The 19041-nt window shown below is 52.8% G+C and carries 17 protein-coding genes and 2 pseudogenes; 2 read left to right on the plus strand and 17 right to left on the minus strand.

The window, feature by feature from the left end:
* Positions 1-132 (plus strand): annotated as a pseudogene (locus tag L579_RS24230) (IS110 family transposase); the annotation flags it as partial.
* A 15-nt stretch (positions 133-147) separates the two neighbouring features.
* Here L579_RS24230 and recG read toward each other — a convergent pair.
* From recG to gmk, 5 genes are read right to left on the minus strand one after another with little or no spacing between them, the layout of a single operon-like run.
* Positions 148-2226, minus strand: coding sequence for an ATP-dependent DNA helicase RecG (gene recG / locus L579_RS20500; protein ID WP_036627777.1), 2079 nt, complete (start codon positions 2224-2226; stop codon positions 148-150).
* Positions 2223-2918 carry a tRNA (guanosine(18)-2'-O)-methyltransferase TrmH gene (gene trmH / locus L579_RS20505; RefSeq protein ID WP_021186073.1) on the minus strand — a complete coding sequence of 232 codons (696 nt, stop codon included), beginning with the start codon at positions 2916-2918 and terminating at the stop codon, positions 2223-2225. Before trmH ends, recG begins: the two co-directional genes overlap by 4 nt.
* A gap of 3 nt (positions 2919-2921) precedes the next feature.
* Positions 2922-5030, minus strand: coding sequence for a bifunctional GTP diphosphokinase/guanosine-3',5'-bis pyrophosphate 3'-pyrophosphohydrolase (gene spoT / locus L579_RS20510; protein WP_021186074.1), 2109 nt, complete (start codon positions 5028-5030; stop codon positions 2922-2924).
* A 20-nt stretch (positions 5031-5050) separates the two neighbouring features.
* A complete protein-coding gene (gene rpoZ / locus L579_RS20515) occupies positions 5051-5326 on the minus strand; it encodes a DNA-directed RNA polymerase subunit omega (RefSeq protein ID WP_013511051.1) in 276 nt (91 codons plus the stop codon).
* A gap of 54 nt (positions 5327-5380) precedes the next feature.
* Complete coding sequence (gene gmk, locus L579_RS20520; protein WP_036627742.1) at positions 5381-6004, minus strand: guanylate kinase; 624 nt, start codon at positions 6002-6004, stop codon at positions 5381-5383.
* Positions 6005-6243: 239 nt separating this feature from the next.
* Between gmk and ligB the strand changes: the two are divergent.
* Positions 6244-7981, plus strand: a pseudogene (gene ligB / locus L579_RS20525) (NAD-dependent DNA ligase LigB).
* Here the strand turns inward: ligB and L579_RS20530 are convergent.
* From L579_RS20530 to L579_RS20580, 12 genes are all read right to left on the minus strand, one after another.
* Positions 7928-8545: a trimeric intracellular cation channel family protein gene (locus L579_RS20530; protein WP_013511048.1), complete on the minus strand. Its 618-nt coding sequence runs from the start codon at positions 8543-8545 to the stop codon at positions 7928-7930. The pseudogene ligB and the gene L579_RS20530 overlap by 54 nt on opposite strands.
* 324 nt (positions 8546-8869) lie before the next feature.
* Entirely contained in the window at positions 8870-9517 is a 648-nt protein-coding gene (locus L579_RS20535) for an oligosaccharide flippase family protein (RefSeq protein WP_036627745.1), read from the minus strand.
* Between the two features lie 75 nt (positions 9518-9592).
* On the minus strand, positions 9593-9940 hold the full coding sequence (locus L579_RS23440) for a hypothetical protein (protein ID WP_235056630.1): 348 nt from the start codon (positions 9938-9940) through the stop codon (positions 9593-9595).
* 355 nt (positions 9941-10295) lie between these two features.
* Positions 10296-10691, minus strand: a complete 396-nt coding sequence (locus tag L579_RS20540; RefSeq protein ID WP_021186079.1) for a hypothetical protein — start codon at positions 10689-10691, stop codon at positions 10296-10298.
* A 112-nt stretch (positions 10692-10803) separates the two neighbouring features.
* Positions 10804-11949, minus strand: a complete 1146-nt coding sequence (locus L579_RS20545; protein WP_021186080.1) for an alanine racemase — start codon at positions 11947-11949, stop codon at positions 10804-10806.
* A 70-nt stretch (positions 11950-12019) separates the two neighbouring features.
* Complete coding sequence (locus tag L579_RS20550) at positions 12020-13441, minus strand: efflux transporter outer membrane subunit (protein ID WP_021186081.1); 1422 nt, start codon at positions 13439-13441, stop codon at positions 12020-12022.
* A gap of 168 nt (positions 13442-13609) precedes the next feature.
* On the minus strand, positions 13610-14533 hold the full coding sequence (lpxP, locus tag L579_RS20555; protein ID WP_021186082.1) for a kdo(2)-lipid IV(A) palmitoleoyltransferase: 924 nt from the start codon (positions 14531-14533) through the stop codon (positions 13610-13612).
* A 551-nt stretch (positions 14534-15084) separates the two neighbouring features.
* On the minus strand, positions 15085-15813 hold the full coding sequence (locus tag L579_RS20560) for a hypothetical protein (protein ID WP_200864692.1): 729 nt from the start codon (positions 15811-15813) through the stop codon (positions 15085-15087).
* Positions 15810-16751 carry a hypothetical protein gene (locus tag L579_RS20565; protein WP_021186083.1) on the minus strand — a complete coding sequence of 314 codons (942 nt, stop codon included), beginning with the start codon at positions 16749-16751 and terminating at the stop codon, positions 15810-15812. Before L579_RS20565 ends, L579_RS20560 begins: the two co-directional genes overlap by 4 nt.
* A gap of 381 nt (positions 16752-17132) precedes the next feature.
* On the minus strand, positions 17133-17411 hold the full coding sequence (locus L579_RS20570; protein WP_021186084.1) for an ogr/Delta-like zinc finger family protein: 279 nt from the start codon (positions 17409-17411) through the stop codon (positions 17133-17135).
* Positions 17411-17962, minus strand: a complete 552-nt coding sequence (locus L579_RS20575; RefSeq protein WP_021186085.1) for a phage polarity suppression protein — start codon at positions 17960-17962, stop codon at positions 17411-17413. Before L579_RS20575 ends, L579_RS20570 begins: the two co-directional genes overlap by 1 nt.
* Positions 17959-18702 carry a hypothetical protein gene (locus L579_RS20580; RefSeq protein ID WP_021186086.1) on the minus strand — a complete coding sequence of 248 codons (744 nt, stop codon included), beginning with the start codon at positions 18700-18702 and terminating at the stop codon, positions 17959-17961. Before L579_RS20580 ends, L579_RS20575 begins: the two co-directional genes overlap by 4 nt.
* Positions 18703-19041: the final 339 nt, after the last annotated feature.

A 19041-nucleotide genomic window follows, 5' to 3' on the forward strand; every position in this document is an offset into this window, starting at 1 on the left:
CAGAGGCTAATCGCGAAGGGCAAAGCCAGCAAGGCTGCGCTTGGAGCGGTGATGCGCAAGCTGGTTCATCAGTGCTTCGGGGTGCTGAAAACGCGGATGAAGTGGGATGAAAATTACGCAGCTACCGCTTGACGTTCAAGACGGTAGCTACGCGTTGCTGTAGCGTTCGGTTTCCGGCAGCCAGCGCTCAATCAACGCCACGGCCTGCTCAGGATAATGCTGGTGGAAATGGCGTGCCACGCGCTGAACTTCCGGGATCATGCCCTGATCACGCAGCAAATCGGCGACTTTGAACTCGGCGTTACCGGTCTGGCGCGTGCCAAGCAGTTCACCGGGACCACGAATCTCCAGATCATGCTGGGCGATAACAAAGCCGTCGTTGCTGTCACGCAACACCTGCAAACGCTTTTGCGCCGTTTTACTTAGCGGTGCTTTGTACAGCAACACACAATGCGAGGCGACCGCACCACGCCCGACACGTCCACGTAACTGATGCAGCTGTGCAAGGCCGAGGCGTTCTGGGTTTTCGATGATCATCAGACTGGCGTTCGGCACATCCACTCCAACCTCAATAACCGTCGTGGCGACCAGTAATTGGATTTCATTGGCTTTAAATGCCTGCATCACCGCCTGCTTTTCAGCCGGTTTCATACGGCCATGCACCAGCCCGACCTGGAGATCCGGCAACGCGACTTTTAGCTCTTGCCAGGTCGCTTCGGCCGCCTGTGCCTCCAGCAGCTCAGACTCTTCAATCAGCGTACAGACCCAATACGCCTGACGACCTTCCTGGCAGGCGCTTTGCACTCGCGTGATGATATCGTTACGGCGGCTGTCGGGGATCGCGACGGTGGTGACCGGGGTTCGGCCTGGCGGTAACTCATCAATGGTAGAAGTATCGAGATCCGCGTAGGCGGTCATCGCCAGGGTGCGTGGAATCGGTGTCGCGGTCATGATTAGCTGATGCGGATGAAAACCCTGTTCTTCGCCCTTTTCCCAGAGTGCCAGACGCTGGTGGACGCCAAAACGGTGCTGTTCATCGATAATCACCAACGCCATGCCGTTAAATTGTACCTGCTCCTGAAACAGCGCATGGGTACCGACCACCATCGCTACCTGCCCGCTGGCAATCGCCTCCTGCTGCGCCTGACGAGCCTTACCTTTTTGCTTACCCGCCAGCCAGCCCACCTCAATACCGAGAGGCGCAAACCATTGGCGGAAATTATTAGCGTGCTGTTCGGCGAGCAATTCGGTGGGGGCCATCAGCGCCACCTGCTTGCCGTGGGCAATCACATTTAACGCAGCCATTGCCGCGACCAACGTTTTACCCGATCCCACATCGCCTTGCACCAGACGCATCATCGGGAAGTCGTGTGCCAGATCGCGCTCAATTTCCGCGACCACCCGTTGCTGCGCGCCGGTAGGGGAGAACGGCAGGGCGGCCAGCAATTTATCGACCAACTGATGATTGGCCGGCATCGGCAGCGCGTGATGGCGCTGTGCACCAGCGCGCACTGCCAACATGCTGAGGTTATGTGCCAGCAGTTCTTCCATAATTAACCGGCGCTGTGCCGGATGACGGCCCGTTTCCAGCTCGCTCAGACGCAAATCAGGTGGTGGACGATGCAGAGTACGCAATGCGTCTGGCAGGCTAATCAATCCACCGCTCAGTTCCGGCGGCAACAGCTCGGCAATGGCGCAGGTTTCCAGCAGCGTCAGCGCCTGATCGGTCAGGTTGCGCAGCGTTGCCTGGCGGATACCTTCGGTGGTGGGATACACCGGCGTCAGGGTTTCCTGCAACTCAACGCTGCTGTGTTCGCCCTGAATGCGATATTCGGGATGGATAATCTCTGCACCGCGCTGACCGCGTTTGATCTCGCCGTAAGCAGTGACGCGACGGCCTGACGCCAGGCTGTTTTTCATCCCGGCATTGAAGTTGAAGAAGCGCATGGTCAGCACGCCAGTGCCATCGCTGATTTGGCACACCAGCATACGGCGGCGGCCAAAGGTGATTTCACTGCTCAGCACTTCACCTTCCACCGTGGCCCAGATGCCCGGCAGCAGGTCATTAATACGATAGAGTTGGGTGCGATCTTCGTAGCGCAGCGGCAGGTGCAGCAGCAGATCCTGGATGGTAAACAGGCCAATTTTGGCCAGTTTCGCCGCCTGGCTGGCGCCGACGCCGGTCAGGGTACTGAGCGGGATGGCATCCAGCAGACGGCCTTTCATTTTTTGCCCGTCGCTTGCATTGTTGCCCACCATTCGGCATCGGCTTCCACTTCACCGAGGTCGTTGATGTGCGGATAGGGCAATCCTTTTTGCTTCGCCACGCGTGCCAGAACCGGGTAACCCCCTTCGAACAGCAGGCGCTGCTGCTCCTCTTCATCCAGCAAACTGTAGGTACGCTGGTACATACCGGCATTTTGTCGCTGGCGTTGTGCTTCATACAGAATCAGCGCGGAAGCGACTGAGACATTAAGTGACTGCACCATGCCAACCATTGGGATAATGATGTCCTGATCCGCGAGGGCCAGCGCTTCTGCGGTGATACCGGTTTTTTCCTGACCCATCAGAATACAGGTGGGACGTGTGTAATCGATCTCGCGAAAATCCACGGCCTTGGCCGACAGGTTCGTCGCCAGCACCTGCATACCCTGCGTCTTCAGATGGGATACGGCTTCAGCGATATTGCGATGCGTTTTGACCTTCACCCAACTGTTGCTACCAGCGGAGGCCGATACCATGGTGCGCATGCGCACGCTGGGCCAGACCGCATGGACCTCATGGATACCGACAGCATCGGCCGTGCGAATTACCGCCGAGACATTGTGCGGCTTATGCACCTGTTCCATACAGACGGTGAGATCGTGCTGGCGCAGGGCCAGCATCTCGCGGATACGAGCAAAACGTTGATCGTTCATGCACTAATTACGATTTCGGTGAACTTTAATCACATCGGGCATTACGCGAATTTTACGCATAATGTTAGCCAGATGGACGCGATCGTGCGCGGTCAGACGGATAAAGGCGCTATAAACACGGCCGTCTCGTTCTTCGGTATTGAGACTTTGAATGTTTGAACCGGCGGTATTGATGGCCGCCGTCAGGTTTGCCAGCGCGCCCTGATGGTTGAACATGTCGACTTTAATTTCGGCGACAAATTCCTGATCGGTCACTTTATCCCATTCTACCGGCATGAACTTTTCTGGTTCTTTCTGGTAGCCGCGAATATTGCGGCAGGACTCGTGGTGCACCACCAGGCCTTTACCAGGGCTGACGTGTGCAACGATCGGATCGCCCGGAATCGGACGGCAGCATTTGGCGAAGGTAATCAGGACGCCATCAGCACCTTTAATCGGCAACTTATTACGTTTGTTGCTGACGAGTGGTGCTGAGTTCTCTGATTGCAGCAGATTTTTCGCCACCACTACGCTCATCGCGTTGCCCAGACCAATTTCCGCCAGCAGATCATCCATACTGGTCAACTTCATGCGTTCCAGCTCGCGCTGGATATTTTCTGCCGGAATTTCAGCCAGTTTACGGCTACCACCCAGCGCATGGCTGAGCAGGCGACGGCCGAGGTTAACAGAATCTTCGCGTTTGAGGTTTTTCAGCAACTGGCGAATCTTGGCGCGCGCTTTGGAACTGACGACAAAGTTAAGCCAGGCGGCGTTGGGTCGGGCACCCGGCGCGGTAATAATTTCGATGGTTTGCCCGCTGGTGAGTGGCTGCGACAGCGGATAAGGCTGGCGATCAACGCGTGCGCCGACACAGGCATGGCCGATATCGGTATGGACCGCATAGGCAAAGTCGACAGGTGTTGCGCCAGCGGGCAGTTCGACAATGCGGCCTTCAGGCGTGAACACATAAATCTCGTCCGGGAAGAGATCCGATTTCACGCTTTCAATAAATTCAAAGGAGCTTCCCGCGCTTTGTTGCAACTCCAGCAGGCTTTGCAGCCAGCGCTGGGCACGTACTTGCGCGGTGGTGCCGCTTTCACCGGCCTGTTTATAGGCCCAGTGTGCCGCAACCCCCATTTCCGCCATCTGATCCATATCTTCGGTACGGATTTGCACCTCAACCGGCACGCCGTGCGGGCCAATCATCGAGGTATGCAAAGATTGATAGCCGTTGGCCTTGGGGATAGCGATGTAATCTTTGACGCGTCCAGGACGCGGTTTGTACAGACTGTGCATCTGTCCGAGTACGCGATAGCAGGTATCTAAATCTTTCACGATGACGCGAAAGGCGTAAATATCCATGATCGAGTGAAATCGTTGCTCTTTCAGATGCATTTTGCGGTAGATCGAATAGAGATGCTTCTCACGGCCACTGACGCGACAGGGAATCCCAGCCTCTTGCAGGCGGCCGTCAATCTCAGAAAGAATCTTCTGGATCATCTCTTTACGGTTACCGCGCGCCGCTTTAACCACCTCTTTGATGACCCGATAGCGGTTTGGGTACAACGCTTCAAAGCCCAGCTCCTCCAGCTCGGTTTTCAGGTGATGAATACCGAGACGGTGGGCCAGCGGGCTATAAATTTCGAGGGTTTCTCGTGCGATACGACGGCGTTTATCCGGTCGCAGCGAGCCAAGCGTGCGCATGTTATGGGTGCGGTCAGCCAGTTTGATCAGAATGACGCGGATGTCCTGCACCATCGCCATGATCATTTTGCGGAAGTTTTCAGCCTGGGCTTCTTTCTTATCCCGGAACTTCAACTTATCGAGTTTTGACACCCCTTCAACCAGTTCGGCAACGCTTTTGCCAAACAGTTGTTCCATGTCCTGGTAAGTTGCGGGGGTATCTTCGATAACATCATGCAGCAACGCGGCCATCAGCGTTTCGTGGTCGAGTTTCATCTCGGCCAGAATGCAGGCAACGGCAACAGGATGGGTGATATAAGGCTCACCGCTGGAGCGTGTTTGTCCCTCGTGGGCATCACGCGCGACAAGATAAGCTTGCTTGAGGCGCTTGATTTGCTCCTCAGGCAAGTATTTTTCAATCAGTTGATTGAGGCTTTCAAACAGATACAAGGTTGACCTGCAGGCTGCTGTTAACGACGACCTTCAGCGATAGCGGTAACGGCTTGTAATTCAGCGGCTTCCTGCTCTTGCTGTTCCTGACGATCACGCACATCCAGAATCTGGTTGGTGATCAGACCTTCTTCGATTTCGCGCAGCGCGATAACGGTGGCTTTATCGTTTTCTTCCGGAACCAGCGGATCTTTGCCGCCTACCTGCATCTGACGTGCACGACGTGCAGCGACCAACACCAGGTCAAAACGGTTACCAATTTTTTCTACTGCGTCCTGAACGGTTACGCGTGCCATAGGTGTGCTACTCCACAGATGAAGAAATGACTGGGCATAATACTGAAAGTGAATTCAGACTGCCAATAGTTTGCTGATTAAAGCATCATGTCGCGATTTCTGGCGACTCATGCGCAGACGTTCTGCGCGAATAATGGTTTTCAGATCGGACAACGCCAGATCAAAATCATCATTCACAATTAAATAATCGTATTCGGCATAGTGGCTCATTTCCGCCACGGCCTGAGCCATACGGCGGGCAATCACCTCTTCGCTATCCTGACCACGGCCGCGCAGACGGCGATCCAACTCTTCCGTTGAGGGTGGCAAAACAAAAATGCTGCGTGCGGCAGGCATTTTCTGGCGAATTTGCTGCGCGCCTTGCCAGTCGATATCCAGAAAAACATCAACGCCCGTTGCCAATACGCGTTCAATGGCCGCACGGGAGGTGCCGTAATAGTTGCCAAAGACTTCCGCATGCTCAAGGAAGGCATCCTCGGCAATCATGGCTTCGAATTCCGGTTTCGACACAAAAAAGTAATGTTCACCATGACTCTCACCGGGACGCACGCCACGGGTGGTATGGGAAACAGACACTTGCGTATCGTATAACGGTTGTGTCTTCAACAGCGCCTGAATCAGACTGGATTTACCTGCGCCGCTGGGGGCAGAAACAATATAGAGCGTGCCTTGAGCCATGATTTTCTTGAATTGAGTAAAGAGCGGAGTCGATTTCCTGCACAGTATACACGGCTTACGCCCGCCACGCAGCGTTTGCCGCCGCGTCAGGCGCATTTCTTTTTTTGTGAGGCTGCTCCAGCCGTATTGTTCAGCGCTGCAACTCGTGAAAAAACGCGGGAACATAACATCCAGAATCCTTTTTCGCTGCTGGCCGCCAGATGCAGGGTGTTCTCCAATAGACAAAAAGGAGAACGAAGATGAAAGGATACATGGTTTTGTTGTTATGGCTTTTCAGCGCGGGCGTATTGGCCGAGAGGGTTTGTCCCAACTGGTCCCCGGTACGGGCCGGGCAGGAGATTACGCAGTTACAAACCCAACTCCGACACTGGGATGATGCCTATTACCGGCAGGGACAGAACCTGGTAAGCGATGCTGATTACGACAGCCTGCAACAACGTCTGCAACACTGGCAGCAGTGCTTCACGCCCGACCAGGCGACTTACGCGTCACAACCCACAACAGACGGCACTGCGCAGCACCCGGTGGCACATACCGGCGTGCGCAAATTGCGTGACCAGCGGGCTGTCATGGAGTGGATGCAGGGTAAGTCAGATTTGTGGGTACAGCCGAAGGTTGACGGTGTGGCCGTCACACTGATTTATCGTCAGGGGCGGTTGGCCTCTCTGGTCAGTCGTGGTGACGGCCTGCGCGGTGAAGAGTGGCGGGATAAGGCAGCCATGATCCCGGCTATCCCGCAGCAGATCAGCACCAATCAGAATGAGGTGGTGCTGCAAGGGGAATTATTTTTGCAGATGACCGATCATCAGCAGGCGCATGATGGTGGCAGAAATGCCCGGGCACAGGTGGCGGGCGCGATGATGCGCCGTGATGCCACTCCGCTGTTGGCGCAATTGGGGGTGTTTATTTGGGCGTGGCCGGATGGTCCGACGTCCATGTCAGAACGGCTGGCACAATTGTCGCGCTGGGGATTTGACCTCACCGAACGCTGGAGCGAACGGGTCAATGATGAGGATGAAGTAGCAAGCTGGCGCGATCGCTGGTTTCAGGGAAAATTACCCTTTGCCACCGATGGTGTTGTTATTCACCAATCGCCCGTTCGCATGGGGCGTGACTGGCAGCCCGGGCAGGGCAACTGGTCAGCTGCGTGGAAATATCAACCAGCGGAGATCAGCAGCGAAGTGCATTCGGTGGAGTTCAATGTCGGACGAACCGGAAAAATCGCGGTGGTTTTGAATCTTATCCCGGTGCAGCTGGATGATAAAACCGTGCGCCGGGTCAATATTGGCTCGCTACGACGTTGGCGTGAGCTGGATGTGATTGCAGGCGATCAGGTGACATTGGTTCTCGCCGGGTTGGGCATTCCGCGTGTTGAACGGGTTATCTGGCGTGTTGGACTGCGCGAATACCCCGATGCACCACAAAGCAGCGATTTCAACGAACTCAGTTGTCTGACATTCAGTGCACCGTGTCGGGCGCAATTCCTGTCACGCCTGAGCTGGCTCAGCGAAAAATCAGTGCTGGATATTAACGGTATACAACGCAGCACCTGGCAACGCTTGCTGGATAGCGGCACCATCACCCATCTGTTTTCCTGGCTGGAACTGACACCCGAACAAATCGCTCAGGTGGCTGGGATATCACCGGCGCGGGCGCAACAGATCTGGCGGCGGTTTAATCAGACCCGCCAGCAACCGTTACGCCGTTGGGTGATGGCGCTGGGCTTGCCGATACCGCGTGCCGCATTACAAGCCTTACCTGACACTCAGTGGCAACAATTGCAGATGCGCACGACGGAGGGCTGGCAACAGCTACCGGGTATTGGCAGCACGCTGGCGCAACGGATTGTGACCATGCTGCACGATCATCAGGTGCAGCAACTCATCACGTTTTTACAGCAACAGGCGATCCCCCGGCGGAGCATCAGTGATCGGGATGGGGATAGTTGAAAATCGGCAAGCCGAGGCGGAACCGTAGCGCCAGCAGGCGAGCGAAAAAGCCGAACAATAGGGTAACGATTACCACTACCTCATTGGCCAGCGATGTTTTCAACAGCAGGATATAGAGCCAGCCTGAGGCGAAGGCGACAGCGGCATACAATTCTTTCTGAAATACCAGCGGGATGCGATTGCAGAACATATCGCGCAGTACGCCGCCAAATACACCGGTGATGACTGCGCTAATCGCGGCGATAACAGCGGTATGGCCCCCATCCAGTGCCACCTGGGCACCTATTATGGAGAAAACCACCAGGCCCAACGCATCCAGCACCAGGAAGACTTTGCGCAGATGATTCATCAGCGGTGCTACCACCGTGGTGATTACCGCCGCCGCCGCAACAATCATGATGTATTCGGGATGCTTAACCCAACCCAGCGGATAATGGCCGAGTAGAATGTCACGTACCGATCCGCCACCAATCGCGGTAACGGAAGCAATAATAATGACGCCAAACAGGTCCATTTTGCGTCTGCCTGCCGCCAGCGCACCAGTCATGGCCTCGGCGGTGATACCAATGATGTAGAGAACGGTTAACAGCATAGAGCACTCCAGATAATTGGCGGCAAGGCTAAAGACTTCCCAGAGTGTAGACCACTGAGATTTTCTAAAAAAGTGACATCGGATTAGTTGTTTTGATATTAGAGGCTTCATAAGGCCTGTTTTACGGGGGTATGAGGATAGATGTTTCTTATTCGCATTATAAAAAATGATGTGAATGGTGTGTTCAGTATGCGCCAATCCGGCTTAACGCGTGTGGACAGGAGGGGGAAGTTGCTGGCGTGGAAAAGAAAAAAGCGTGCTGGCAAGCAGCACGCGAACGCATCCTCTCAGATGCCCAGAGCCCACCATACAGACTTGTTTTTATTATCCGTTTCTTGCTCGCATACCGGCAAAGCTTTTCAGGCTAAAACGGTATTCAGGTTGGAACCATGAACGGCCGTAGTAGCAGTAGACCAGCATGCGAATTGAGACCATCGCCAGGTAACCCCAGATAGCACAGAGTACTGAAGGGGTCAGCCACACGGTGAACAAGGTCACACTCAGTCCCACCAGCACTGACAAGATTTCTGTAAATGCAATTCGAGTGAATTGTTTTTCTCGCTGCAATATGGCGCGATAATGTTGCCCTTGCGGAACAATAATGAAAATCACCGAAATCATTTCCAGCATAATTGCCAGTTCGGGCTGATTCATTATTCGGCTAAAAAGATCGCTACCAATAAACATGACGGCGAAAATTAATAGCCCAAGCAACATGTTTCCCCAATAAAGAACGGAGAGATCGCTGACGCTTAAATTTTGGTTGCGAATAGCGGAGTTGCCAAATCCGCGATCGGCTAATGTGTCTATAACTAATAAACATGCAATGGCAACGGCAAGTAAATTTAACTCGTTTGCCTGTAATATTTGCGCCAGAAGTGAAAGCTGTAATACACCGATGCCAATGATTTTTATTGATGACAATATTGACCACTTGGTAGCGCCGGTCAGATTTCTTACACGTATCGTCATACTCTGCTCGTTATGGTACATGTACCAGTGCAATTTGAGGGTCGCCCGGGCGACAAGGCCAGAGCACAGATTTCATCAGTGCAGCCAATCCTGGCGAAGCCCTGAAATACCTTTCAGTGATTGCCATGTAATGATGCATTCGATCAAATGATGTTCTGAATTTAAAAAGACGCCCCTGGTGTGCAATTGTTTTTGTGTCATAGCACTATCTCCTCCTGTCAGAAGAAAATCAGCCAGATCACGATAAAATCCATTTTGATAATTATATTCCCCAGCCAAAATCCTTCTGGCAATCTCAACGAATTCTCTTTCTGACAATAAAGGATAGGTTGAGCGGTCCATGTTATTTACCCTGCCATTGTTATTATTAAGTACTGCTGTGTGTAAGGGAGTTATACCGTGTTTTATTTGAATTAACACCATGAGAAAACTCCTATAAATGACACTCAGTAATAAATGGTTTTGGTTTTTTCATCTGAAAATATAATGAGAAGGGTAAGGGGTTTATTAGTCTTTTACGTTATTGTCAGAGAGGGTAAATAACGTTTTTCAGCCCGGATAAAAAAAACGTCAGAAAATCAGTGGACCTGAAGTGAGAGATGGCTTCCTTACCAGGAATTTTCCTGGTACGGAAGCGTTAGCCAAACTGGTGGTTACAATGAAAAACAGCCACAAAATGTGCAAAACAGTTAAAGGCTTTGGTGAAGAAAAATTGTTTGTCAGTGCCGATTACTGCCAGAGAATAGCTGAGTAAGAAAGTTTGTATAATTCATTGATTCTAATGGGTTAAAAGGTGGAGAAGGTTATCCAGATCACGTTTTACCCATGCAACGTCTTGGGCAAATTTCTCATCAGACATCAGTGGTTGACGGTAAACGACCATCACCACCTCGGCACCTTGTTCGTTCGCAATTACCCGCATCGGCATGTAGATCTCCTTACCGATGCCGGTATCGATCCAGTGATCCATTACGCCAAATGGATTATGCGGCGTGAAACGAATCTTTACCGTGCCTTCAGGTCCTTTGGCTTTCCAGATATTCCCTTCCTGCGTAAGCGTGCTGATACTTAACCCGCTTGCCCATTTTGCGAAACACTCGGGTTTCCAGATGGTTTCATATAAATCTAACCAGTTACGTGGAATGGTCAGAGTCACTGTCTGAGATGGCAGCATGGGACCTCCTGTTGGGCGGATAAAGAGGCATTAAAGCACGCGGTCACCGGGCTGGAAACGGCCCGGTGCCGGAAGTGTGGCGCAGAAGAGGTTTCCAGAAAAAGCCTCGTGGTCAGATGAACTTGCCCCGTCCCTCTATGTTGAGCACTTCAGCCAAACCGTCGGCATGGCGCAACACAAAGCGGTCGGACTGTGCCACAACCGCACAACTGTGGTTGGGGAAGATACGCAGTAGCGCCCCCACAGCGGGAGCCTGATGGCTAAATTGCAGGAAGCCGTGCTCCTCGGATAATTTCACCACCTCAAATTGATTCCCTTGCTCATCCACGGCAATGCCGAAGCCGCTGGCATTGGTGCCGTGGGGGCCTTTATCGGAGCTGAGCATTTTGGAGCCCGCATCGATAATGGCGTAATGCGTATTCACCGCCACCACGCGCGTGACCACACTTAACGCCAGCGCGTCTGGCGTGCATAAGCCTAAACGCCAGGCCGTCAGATCGAGTAACGCGTAATTACCGGGACGAATTTCATTGCTGCCTTCCGCAACCGGGGCCGCCAGTGCCGTCGGGGTTGAGCCGACAGAGATTGGGCAAGGCGTAAATCCCGCAGCCATCAGGCGTTGTTGAACACCACGCATCAGTGCGATTTCCTGACGGGCAACCTCGCAGATGGCGGCGGGATGACCGGCACCATAAGCCTGGCCGGCATGAGAAACCAGCCCGGCAAAAGGAAGTCCGGCGGCATTGATAGCTTCAGCCAGCGTCAGCGCAGCATCACTTTCAGGATCGACCCCCACCCGATGCAGCCCAACATCCACCTTGATGGCAACCGCCAGCTCCGCTGTCGGCTGTTGCTGATGCGCGGTCGCTAACGCAGACACGCCATTCAGGGAGTCAGCAATGCAGGTAATACGGGCATGGTTTTCTGCTGCGACCTGAAGTAATTCGGTCAACGTATCGGCCAGCACCACCGGATAAGCCAGTAACAGGTCACGCTCGCCCCCTAAAATAAAGGCGACACCTTCGCTCGGTTTTGACACCGTAACACCACGCGCGCCAAGCGCTCGTTGTTGCCGGGCTATCCAGACGCTTTTATGGGTTTTGATATGAGGACGCAGAGCAACGCCAGCCGCATCGGCTTTTTGTTGCATCTGCTGAAGATTGCGTTGCAGGCGAGCTGCATCAATCTCCAGAAAAGGGGTAAGTCGGTCAGCAATAAGAGGCCGGAGCCAGCCAGCCTCAATATCTTGTTCCATCATGATTATCCGCAGGTTGAGCCAATGAGCGAACCATCATTCACCAACCTGCGGCAGAATACCAGCCATCCGCTTAACTGTGGGGCGTAGCATCCCCGTTATGGAATCCACCACCTAAATCTTCAATCAACACCACCGCCAGATTGATCTGCTGGGCTTTAAGCGCCACCAGTTTCTGGTCGGATTCGATTAACTGATTCTGGATGGTCAATACGTCCAGATATGGACGCAGGCCCGCTGCGTATTCGCGGTTCAGGTCATCCCAGGCGCTGTGAATCAGCTGGTTGGCACTTTCCTGCTGGGCCAGTTGGTCCTGAATGGACTGCAACTGGGTGATGGTATCGCTGACATTACCCAGCGAGCTAATCAGCAGTTTGTTGTATTGCGCCACCGCCAGATCCCAGTTGGCATCGCTTTCAGCTAAATCGGCGCGGCGTTTACCGGCATCAAAAATTGGCAGCGACAGGCTTGGCCCAACATTAAAGAAGCGGCTCGGCGCACCAAACAAAGCGTCACCCAGCAGCGAGCGTGTACCGGCTTCCGCCACCAGGTTGATATTGGGATAGAACTCGGTTTTGGTCGCGGCGATGTCTTTCGCTGCCGCTTCTACTCGCCAACGTGCGGCGACTACATCCGGGCGGCGACCCAGCAGATCGGCTGGAATATTGCCTGGCAGCAGTGCAGCGGTGGGTACGTTCAGTTTCGCTGGCTTCAGGTTATGCCAGTAATCCGGGCCTTTGCCGACCAGCGTCGAAAGTTGAATACCGGCGTCGGTGACGTCCTGTTTTGCTTCCGTAAGCGAGGCTTCAGCGGTTTTTTGCTGCGATAACGCCTGCTTGTATTGATAGTCAGACGTGAGTCCGGCGGAAACATATTGCTGCTGAATTTTGGCGATGCCATTGGCACGATCGGCGGCCTGTTTTGCCAGATCGGCATTGGTCCACGCCAGATTAAGGTTGTTCCATGCACGCGTGACGTTAGCGGCCAGGGTTAACTGGCTGGCCTGGCGATCCAGTTCGCTGGCGCGCGCCTGGCCGAGTGCGGCTTCGGCTGCATCTTTCTTCCCACCCCATAAATCAAAGGTGTAGCTCAGACCTACGTTGGCGGTACGCAGCGTACTGTAGGTTTTGCCCTGTAGCAGCGGGTCGTCCACTTTTGCTACCCGTGAACGGGTAATCCCGGCGTTGAGATCGACATCCGGGTAGCGTTCAGCGTTGGCGGCGATAACCTGTGCATTGGCTTTGTCGGCTTGGGCGTTTACTACTTGCAGGTCCGGGCTGGAGGCCATGGCATCGTTAATCAGATGATTAAGCTGAGCATCGTCAAAACTTTGCCACCATTGCGTTTTCGGCCAGTTAGCGGTGCTGAAGTGGGCATTTTTCAGCGTGTCCTGTGCCTGCAATGTATTGGCATCAAGCATATGGTTGCTGGTATGTAAGCCGTGAGGATTGGCGCAACCGGCCAGCAGCGCGCTGGCAACCGCAATTGCGAGCATCGCTCGCCGGGGTGAAGTCAAAAGCAGAGTCATAAGTTTGGTCAGGAAAAGGAAATGGCGACCATTACAAAAGGCTGTGCAAATTTTGACAAACCTGTTTTTCGTTAAGAATGGTTGTGAAATGTTTTTTGGCGGGTCAGGCAGCAGGCCGGAGCCTGCTGCATCAGGTCAGACGTAGAGCGACGCTTCACCTGGCGGGCGGGTTTTAAAGCGGCGATGCAGCCAGAGATATTGCTCAGGTGCACGCAGGATTTCACGCTCGATCACTTTGTTCATGTAAGCGGCCGCAGCGGATTCATCATCATGTGGGTAGTTTTCCAACTCCGGCTGGATGATCAACTGATAGCCGTTTTTCTGCGGATTACGAATCAGCACGATAGTCAGCATCGCCGGGCGAGCCAGACGTGATAACACAAAAGTCCCGTTGGTCGTTGCCGCTTTCTCAACGGCAAACAGCGGCGCAAAGACACTGCCTTTCGGGCCGTAGTCCTGGTCTGGAGCGAACCAAACGGCCTCGCCCTGTTTCAGCGCCTGCACCATGCCACGCAGGTCACGCCGGTCAATCATGGCTTTGTTGGAACGCATACGGCCTTTGGTTTGCGCCCACTCCATCGCCTGATTGTTATGTTTGCGATACATCGCCATCATGGGCTGGCACAGCCCGGTGATGCGGCCGCCCAATTCCAGCGACATAAAATGCACGCCAATTACCATCACGCCTCGTTTATGGTCTTGGGCGGTTTTCAGGTTGGCCATACCACTCACCTGAAACAACTGGCGCACCCGACGATCCGACCAGAACCAGGCAATGCCCGTTTCCGCCAGCGCCATGCCCAGGGAGGCAAAGTTGCCCGCGATCATCTGCTCCTTCTCTTCGTCACTGATGTGAGGAAAGCAGAGTTCAATATTACGACGCGTAATGCGCTCGCGGCGTTTCAGGAAGCGGCGTGACAGTTTGCCAGCAGCGGCCCCGAGACGGATAAGGATGGGGTAAGGAAGTTGTACCAGTAGCCATAACACGCCCAACCCAAACCAGGTAAACCAGTAGCGAGGGTGGAGGAGTTGAGAGCAGAACTGCCCGGTTTTTTTCATAACACCTTCATGTGATCAGTGAATGTATCGCACATAGAAGCAGGTCCAGGTGTTCAGGGCGCGGTACAGCAGTCTTAATTTCGACCAGCAGATTAGCAAATAGTGCCGTTAAAGAAACCTAATCTCCGCAATCTTTAAGATTGAATGGATTCATTGAACGGGGAATTATCAAGAAGAATTATCTTGATAACGGACAGATATATCTTGATTTACAATAGATTATAAGCGAATTGGGGGGCTCTTGACACTGTAGAACTGGTAAAGGGATGTCCCAAAAAGACATGGCTGGGTACGAATCTTTACGCATTATTTACGTTGCGCGTTGAAAAAAAATCGACTAGCGAACAGGAACTATACTGATTTGTTGTACTGCCCCCCGGCAGAAACAGGGGGCAGTACAGATGTTACTCAATGTTCTGGATCTGAGTAATGTATTGATTTCAAGTTGTTGTTTTTTATGTTTTTTATTTTGAGAAATTTATTTTGGTACAATATTTGGTACAAAAAAAGCTACTCATTTATTGAGTGGCTTTTTTGATAGAACAAATTGTCTAGGCACTTAAAGAGACAATCTTTCTTCTAACTGTATCAGGCAGATAGCCGATTTTTACTGGCTGATCACTAAGGCCTAGCTTCTGGTATACTTGTCCACCAATACCGGGTATGACTTCCCCATCTTCACTTTTGATACGATCGATAGCGAAGAATGTAAAATCAAACTTATCTGCGATCTCATCCGGGAACTCGCTCCGGAGATTCATCTCAGATTTTTCATGCATTACTGGAGAAACAATAAATATTTTTTCAGGGTCTATTTTGTCAATTAAAGACAAAATATTCGTTCTTACTACACAACTTCCTGAAATAACTGATTTTACAACGATAAGAACGTTAGAGCTTTCATATCCAGGCTCGATATAACTGTGTATTACAGGAGCAACGCTGCCTTTTTTAAGCGCGTAATGATTGTTCCAGAGCACAGCATTTTTATAGTGAATGTTCGTTTCACTTAAAGCCTGGCTTACGCCATTTGCCAAAAAATCAGCATCTTCAGCTGTAGACACAATCAAGCATTGCTTACTTCTATTTGGCATTTTTTTAGCAACGAGGGCTCCAAGTTCCTCACCTAACGCAAGCATCGCAGAGCGATACTCTTTAACTCCAGTATTAGGATCGATAAGCTCATCCAAAGCATCACGAGCTTCATGGGATACTGTTGGTGCCAGCGTCCTGCTATTGCTCAAAACGTTTGGGCTTAACTTGTTGATATCAATAGTCATATGGCGCCCTCATTGAAATCTTGTTCATTGTCCTGCTCTTCATCAAGCTCATCACTTATCAAAGATAACAGGCATTCGACCATCTCATCGGCTGTTGTTATCTCATCGACCCCCTCGGGCTTGACCGGGTGTTTTCCCAGATCGATTTCGATACCGACGGCCAAACTTACAATAAAGTGACCGGATTCTACACGAACAGAGAACCCTGGAAAAGCGAAGCAAGCATCATTTAGCCACTCTGGAATCGCGCGAGGCGGTATGTTCGTTAAGATCCAATCGGGCTTTCCTATCGCTTTTGCTGAACCGATCAAGTCGCCAATAGTTTGTAAACCTTTTTTTGGACTGTTAGCCCAAGCACTTACTACTAAACTATAGACATAGTCAAGATGCGAAGGGTTCGTTTTTCCTGATAAAGTTTTAAGGGCTTGTTGTAGCGGCAAATAATTTCTAATTAAATCAATCCTGTTTTCTTCATACGGGACATATTCTGAAATAAAAAAATCCCTATAGTCTTCATGGATTTTGGCATCATTTTCCAGTTTCTTGGCTTCGTTACTTACGACCAAAATCTGCTGATTATTGGGATACCCAAAATGCTCGTCGTCTATTCGTTTCTGCATGCAAAAACGCTCATGCATCGCATCAGTCCAAGCTGCGGCAGTGCCGTCAGAGTTTTTCGCTTGGAAATTGTGCTTAAAACCCCCTAACTCATTAATAATGCAAAGATCGTCTACAAAGGCTGTTTCCTGAATAGCGATTTTGACTTGATCTAAATCTTGATCATGATACTCAGCCGCATTAACGCAAATTTTTATAGCAGCTAGAGCAGCTTCATATTCACTGCCCTTAAAATTATTATTGCCTCCTGTCTGTATGCGTCTAAGTGTTGCGCCTTTATCTTGGCCAAACGTTTGGCATACATAGTTGTAAACGCTCATTTATTTTCCTTCAGTGGATTTAACACACCTAATTATTAGCAAGCTAATAATAGGTCTGTTATTTGCTGATAAATAGCTCTCTTTTTAATCGGCTTTTCTAAAAATATCTATAGGGCATAAAAGTTATTTTACATGTTTAATTTGTGCTTGCGCGCGCTCGTACCCCCGCCACGCCTGCCCACTTCATTGAGTGGTTTTCATGCACCTGCATGAAAGGGCTTATGCCGCGCCACGGCTGGGCTGATGTGCCTTTATTAAGTGCCTGAGACTCATGCGTTTTCATGCAGCATAGACATGCAGTCGTGAGGAGGGCCGCCAGCCAGGAAAAAGGGGCGTAAAAAAACCGGCGCAGTGGCCGGTTCAGACTAAAGCAGGCGGACATCAGGTCGGTGACTGTTGCCGGTTGGACAGTTTACTGGCAGAACCATACCGGCCCAGCGTCTGCGGCTGTCGCGCCGCACTCAGCGTTTCCGTTTTGGATTCAGATTCTGCTGGCTTCTGCGGCTTCATGATGATTTTCTCGACGCTCTCCAGCGCGGTGAACGTGCAGGAGCAGTCAAGGTTAGTGCACTGATACCAGATGCGCTTGACGGACGCTGACTCATAGGCGCTGGTGCGCGTGTGTGCGGTGGTGCCGCACTCCGGGCATTTGAGGGCCATTACACACCCTCCTGCGGCAGATGACTCAGGCGCTGCGTAAAGCGCAGGTGCTGTGCGGGGGTGTAGCTGCCCTGACCGTCGCGCAGCATGGCCGTCTCCGGCGTCAGGCCGGTTTCGTTCAGCGCGTCCTGGTAAGTCTCTGCCACTGCCGGGCGTGCCCGTTGTGCCTCACGGAGTACAGCGCTGCGCAGCAGCCGGGCGGCCACCTCCGGCCCGCCGGGACCGTTCAGGAACGGAGCCAGCGCTGAGATCAGCGCCGGTCCATGTTCAGCCATAAAGGCGCTCAGCGCGTCTTCCGTACAGGCTTCCAGCACCAGCCTCTGCGCATACACGCCCTCGCGGGCGGCGCAGTGAATCTGCCAGTCCAGCACCGCGATGCGCTCACGCAGCAGCGGCACCCGTTCACCGTAACCGGATGTGTTCTCACCGGCGGCCAGCAGCGCGCTCAGCGCCTGCTCCGCATCAGTGCGGGACGTCAGGTGCGTCTGCCACTGGCTCCGGGCGGCGCGGAACTGGTCCAGCGCCTGTGCAGGTGTGGTGGCAATGGTCACTGTGCATTCTCCTTCTTCGCCGCTTCACGGAGGCTCAGCAATTTAAGACGCGCTGCCGGTGACGGACCGTTACGGAAGTCGGAGTGTGCGGCCTCATCGGCAAAGATACCCGCCAGCTTAAACACCACGTCATCTTCCGGCAGCGCATCACAGGCCAGCGCTGGCTGAGTAATGTGTCTGCTGATGAAGTCCTTCAGCACGGTTTCCGGGTCGTTGACGGAATGAACAACCCCGGAACCGCTACCGGCGCTGCGTCCGAGCGTGATTTTCAGCAGGCTCAGCGTCTGTATCAGCTGCCTGCCATGCGCCCGCATGAAGTCCTGCCAGATATGCAAGGCACGGTGCTCTGTCAGACGGTCATGGGCGTTAATGTATGCGTGTGCCCGGTCTGCGGTTTTCCACGGCAGAAACTCGTTTTCGCTTTCATGCGCGGCCAGCAGGGCGTCGAACTCCTCCAGCGACTCACGGTCGAGCGCCACCTCAGCGCGCAGCTTTTTCATTTCCGGCGTCATCGCGCCGCCGTTCTCGCGGAACAGCCTGCGCCATTCTTCGTTCTGGGCGTTTGCGCTGGCTTCAGTCTCGCTGCGGCGCTGGCGGATGATTCCGGTCTGTGCGGCTGCTGACTCCTGTTTACGGCGCGCCTCAAGCCAGGCGACTTTCGTGAGGTTTACCTTTTCCAGCGCGGCCTGCGTGGCGGCAGGCAGTGCGGCTGCTGTGGCAGCGGTGTTTTTCTCGTTCATGATAATTCCTGTCGGGTTATTTTCGGTCAGTCAATTGTGCCGTGGCTGGCACAGGTCATCTATTTGCGGGCCGTGTGTGGTGTCTGGTACAACGCCGGGCGGCATTACCGCTGCGCCTGAAAACCGGCCAGCCAGAAAAAAGGGTTTAAATGGCGCTGACCTCACTGGCATTCTTTTTCCGGTGTAACACGGGTAACAGGTGTTACATCACTGAACTGAAAGGGGTTTTATGAAATCTGCGGTGTAACACAGTGGGTAACAGGGTGTAACAGCAGGAAGCGGCCATTGTTACACCCGTTACACCTCACCTTTTTGTCAGGTGTAACAGGCTCACCCCTT

This window comes from Pantoea sp. AS-PWVM4, assembly GCF_000468095.1.
GTDB lineage: Bacteria > Pseudomonadota > Gammaproteobacteria > Enterobacterales > Enterobacteriaceae > Pantoea > Pantoea phytobeneficialis.

Coding starts and splice junctions, on each gene's coding strand:
- L579_RS23440 (WP_235056630.1), bottom strand. CDS start 9,940: ATGGTGTTAATTCAAATAAAACACGGTATAACTCCCTTACACACAGCA.
- L579_RS20560 (WP_200864692.1), bottom strand. CDS start 15,813: ATGACTATTGATATCAACAAGTTAAGCCCAAACGTTTTGAGCAATAGC.
- L579_RS20580 (WP_021186086.1), bottom strand. CDS start 18,702: ATGAACGAGAAAAACACCGCTGCCACAGCAGCCGCACTGCCTGCCGCC.
- rpoZ (WP_013511051.1), bottom strand. CDS start 5,326: ATGGCACGCGTAACCGTTCAGGACGCAGTAGAAAAAATTGGTAACCGT.
- L579_RS20550 (WP_021186081.1), bottom strand. CDS start 13,441: ATGCTCGCAATTGCGGTTGCCAGCGCGCTGCTGGCCGGTTGCGCCAAT.
- gmk (WP_036627742.1), bottom strand. CDS start 6,004: ATGGCTCAAGGCACGCTCTATATTGTTTCTGCCCCCAGCGGCGCAGGT.
- trmH (WP_021186073.1), bottom strand. CDS start 2,918: ATGAACGATCAACGTTTTGCTCGTATCCGCGAGATGCTGGCCCTGCGC.
- L579_RS20565 (WP_021186083.1), bottom strand. CDS start 16,751: ATGAGCGTTTACAACTATGTATGCCAAACGTTTGGCCAAGATAAAGGC.
- L579_RS20570 (WP_021186084.1), bottom strand. CDS start 17,411: ATGGCCCTCAAATGCCCGGAGTGCGGCACCACCGCACACACGCGCACC.
- L579_RS20530 (WP_013511048.1), bottom strand. CDS start 8,545: ATGCTGTTAACCGTTCTCTACATCATTGGTATCACCGCCGAGGCCATG.
- L579_RS20540 (WP_021186079.1), bottom strand. CDS start 10,691: ATGCTGCCATCTCAGACAGTGACTCTGACCATTCCACGTAACTGGTTA.
- lpxP (WP_021186082.1), bottom strand. CDS start 14,533: ATGAAAAAAACCGGGCAGTTCTGCTCTCAACTCCTCCACCCTCGCTAC.
- recG (WP_036627777.1), bottom strand. CDS start 2,226: ATGAAAGGCCGTCTGCTGGATGCCATCCCGCTCAGTACCCTGACCGGC.
- L579_RS20545 (WP_021186080.1), bottom strand. CDS start 11,949: ATGATGGAACAAGATATTGAGGCTGGCTGGCTCCGGCCTCTTATTGCT.
- L579_RS20535 (WP_036627745.1), bottom strand. CDS start 9,517: ATGACGATACGTGTAAGAAATCTGACCGGCGCTACCAAGTGGTCAATA.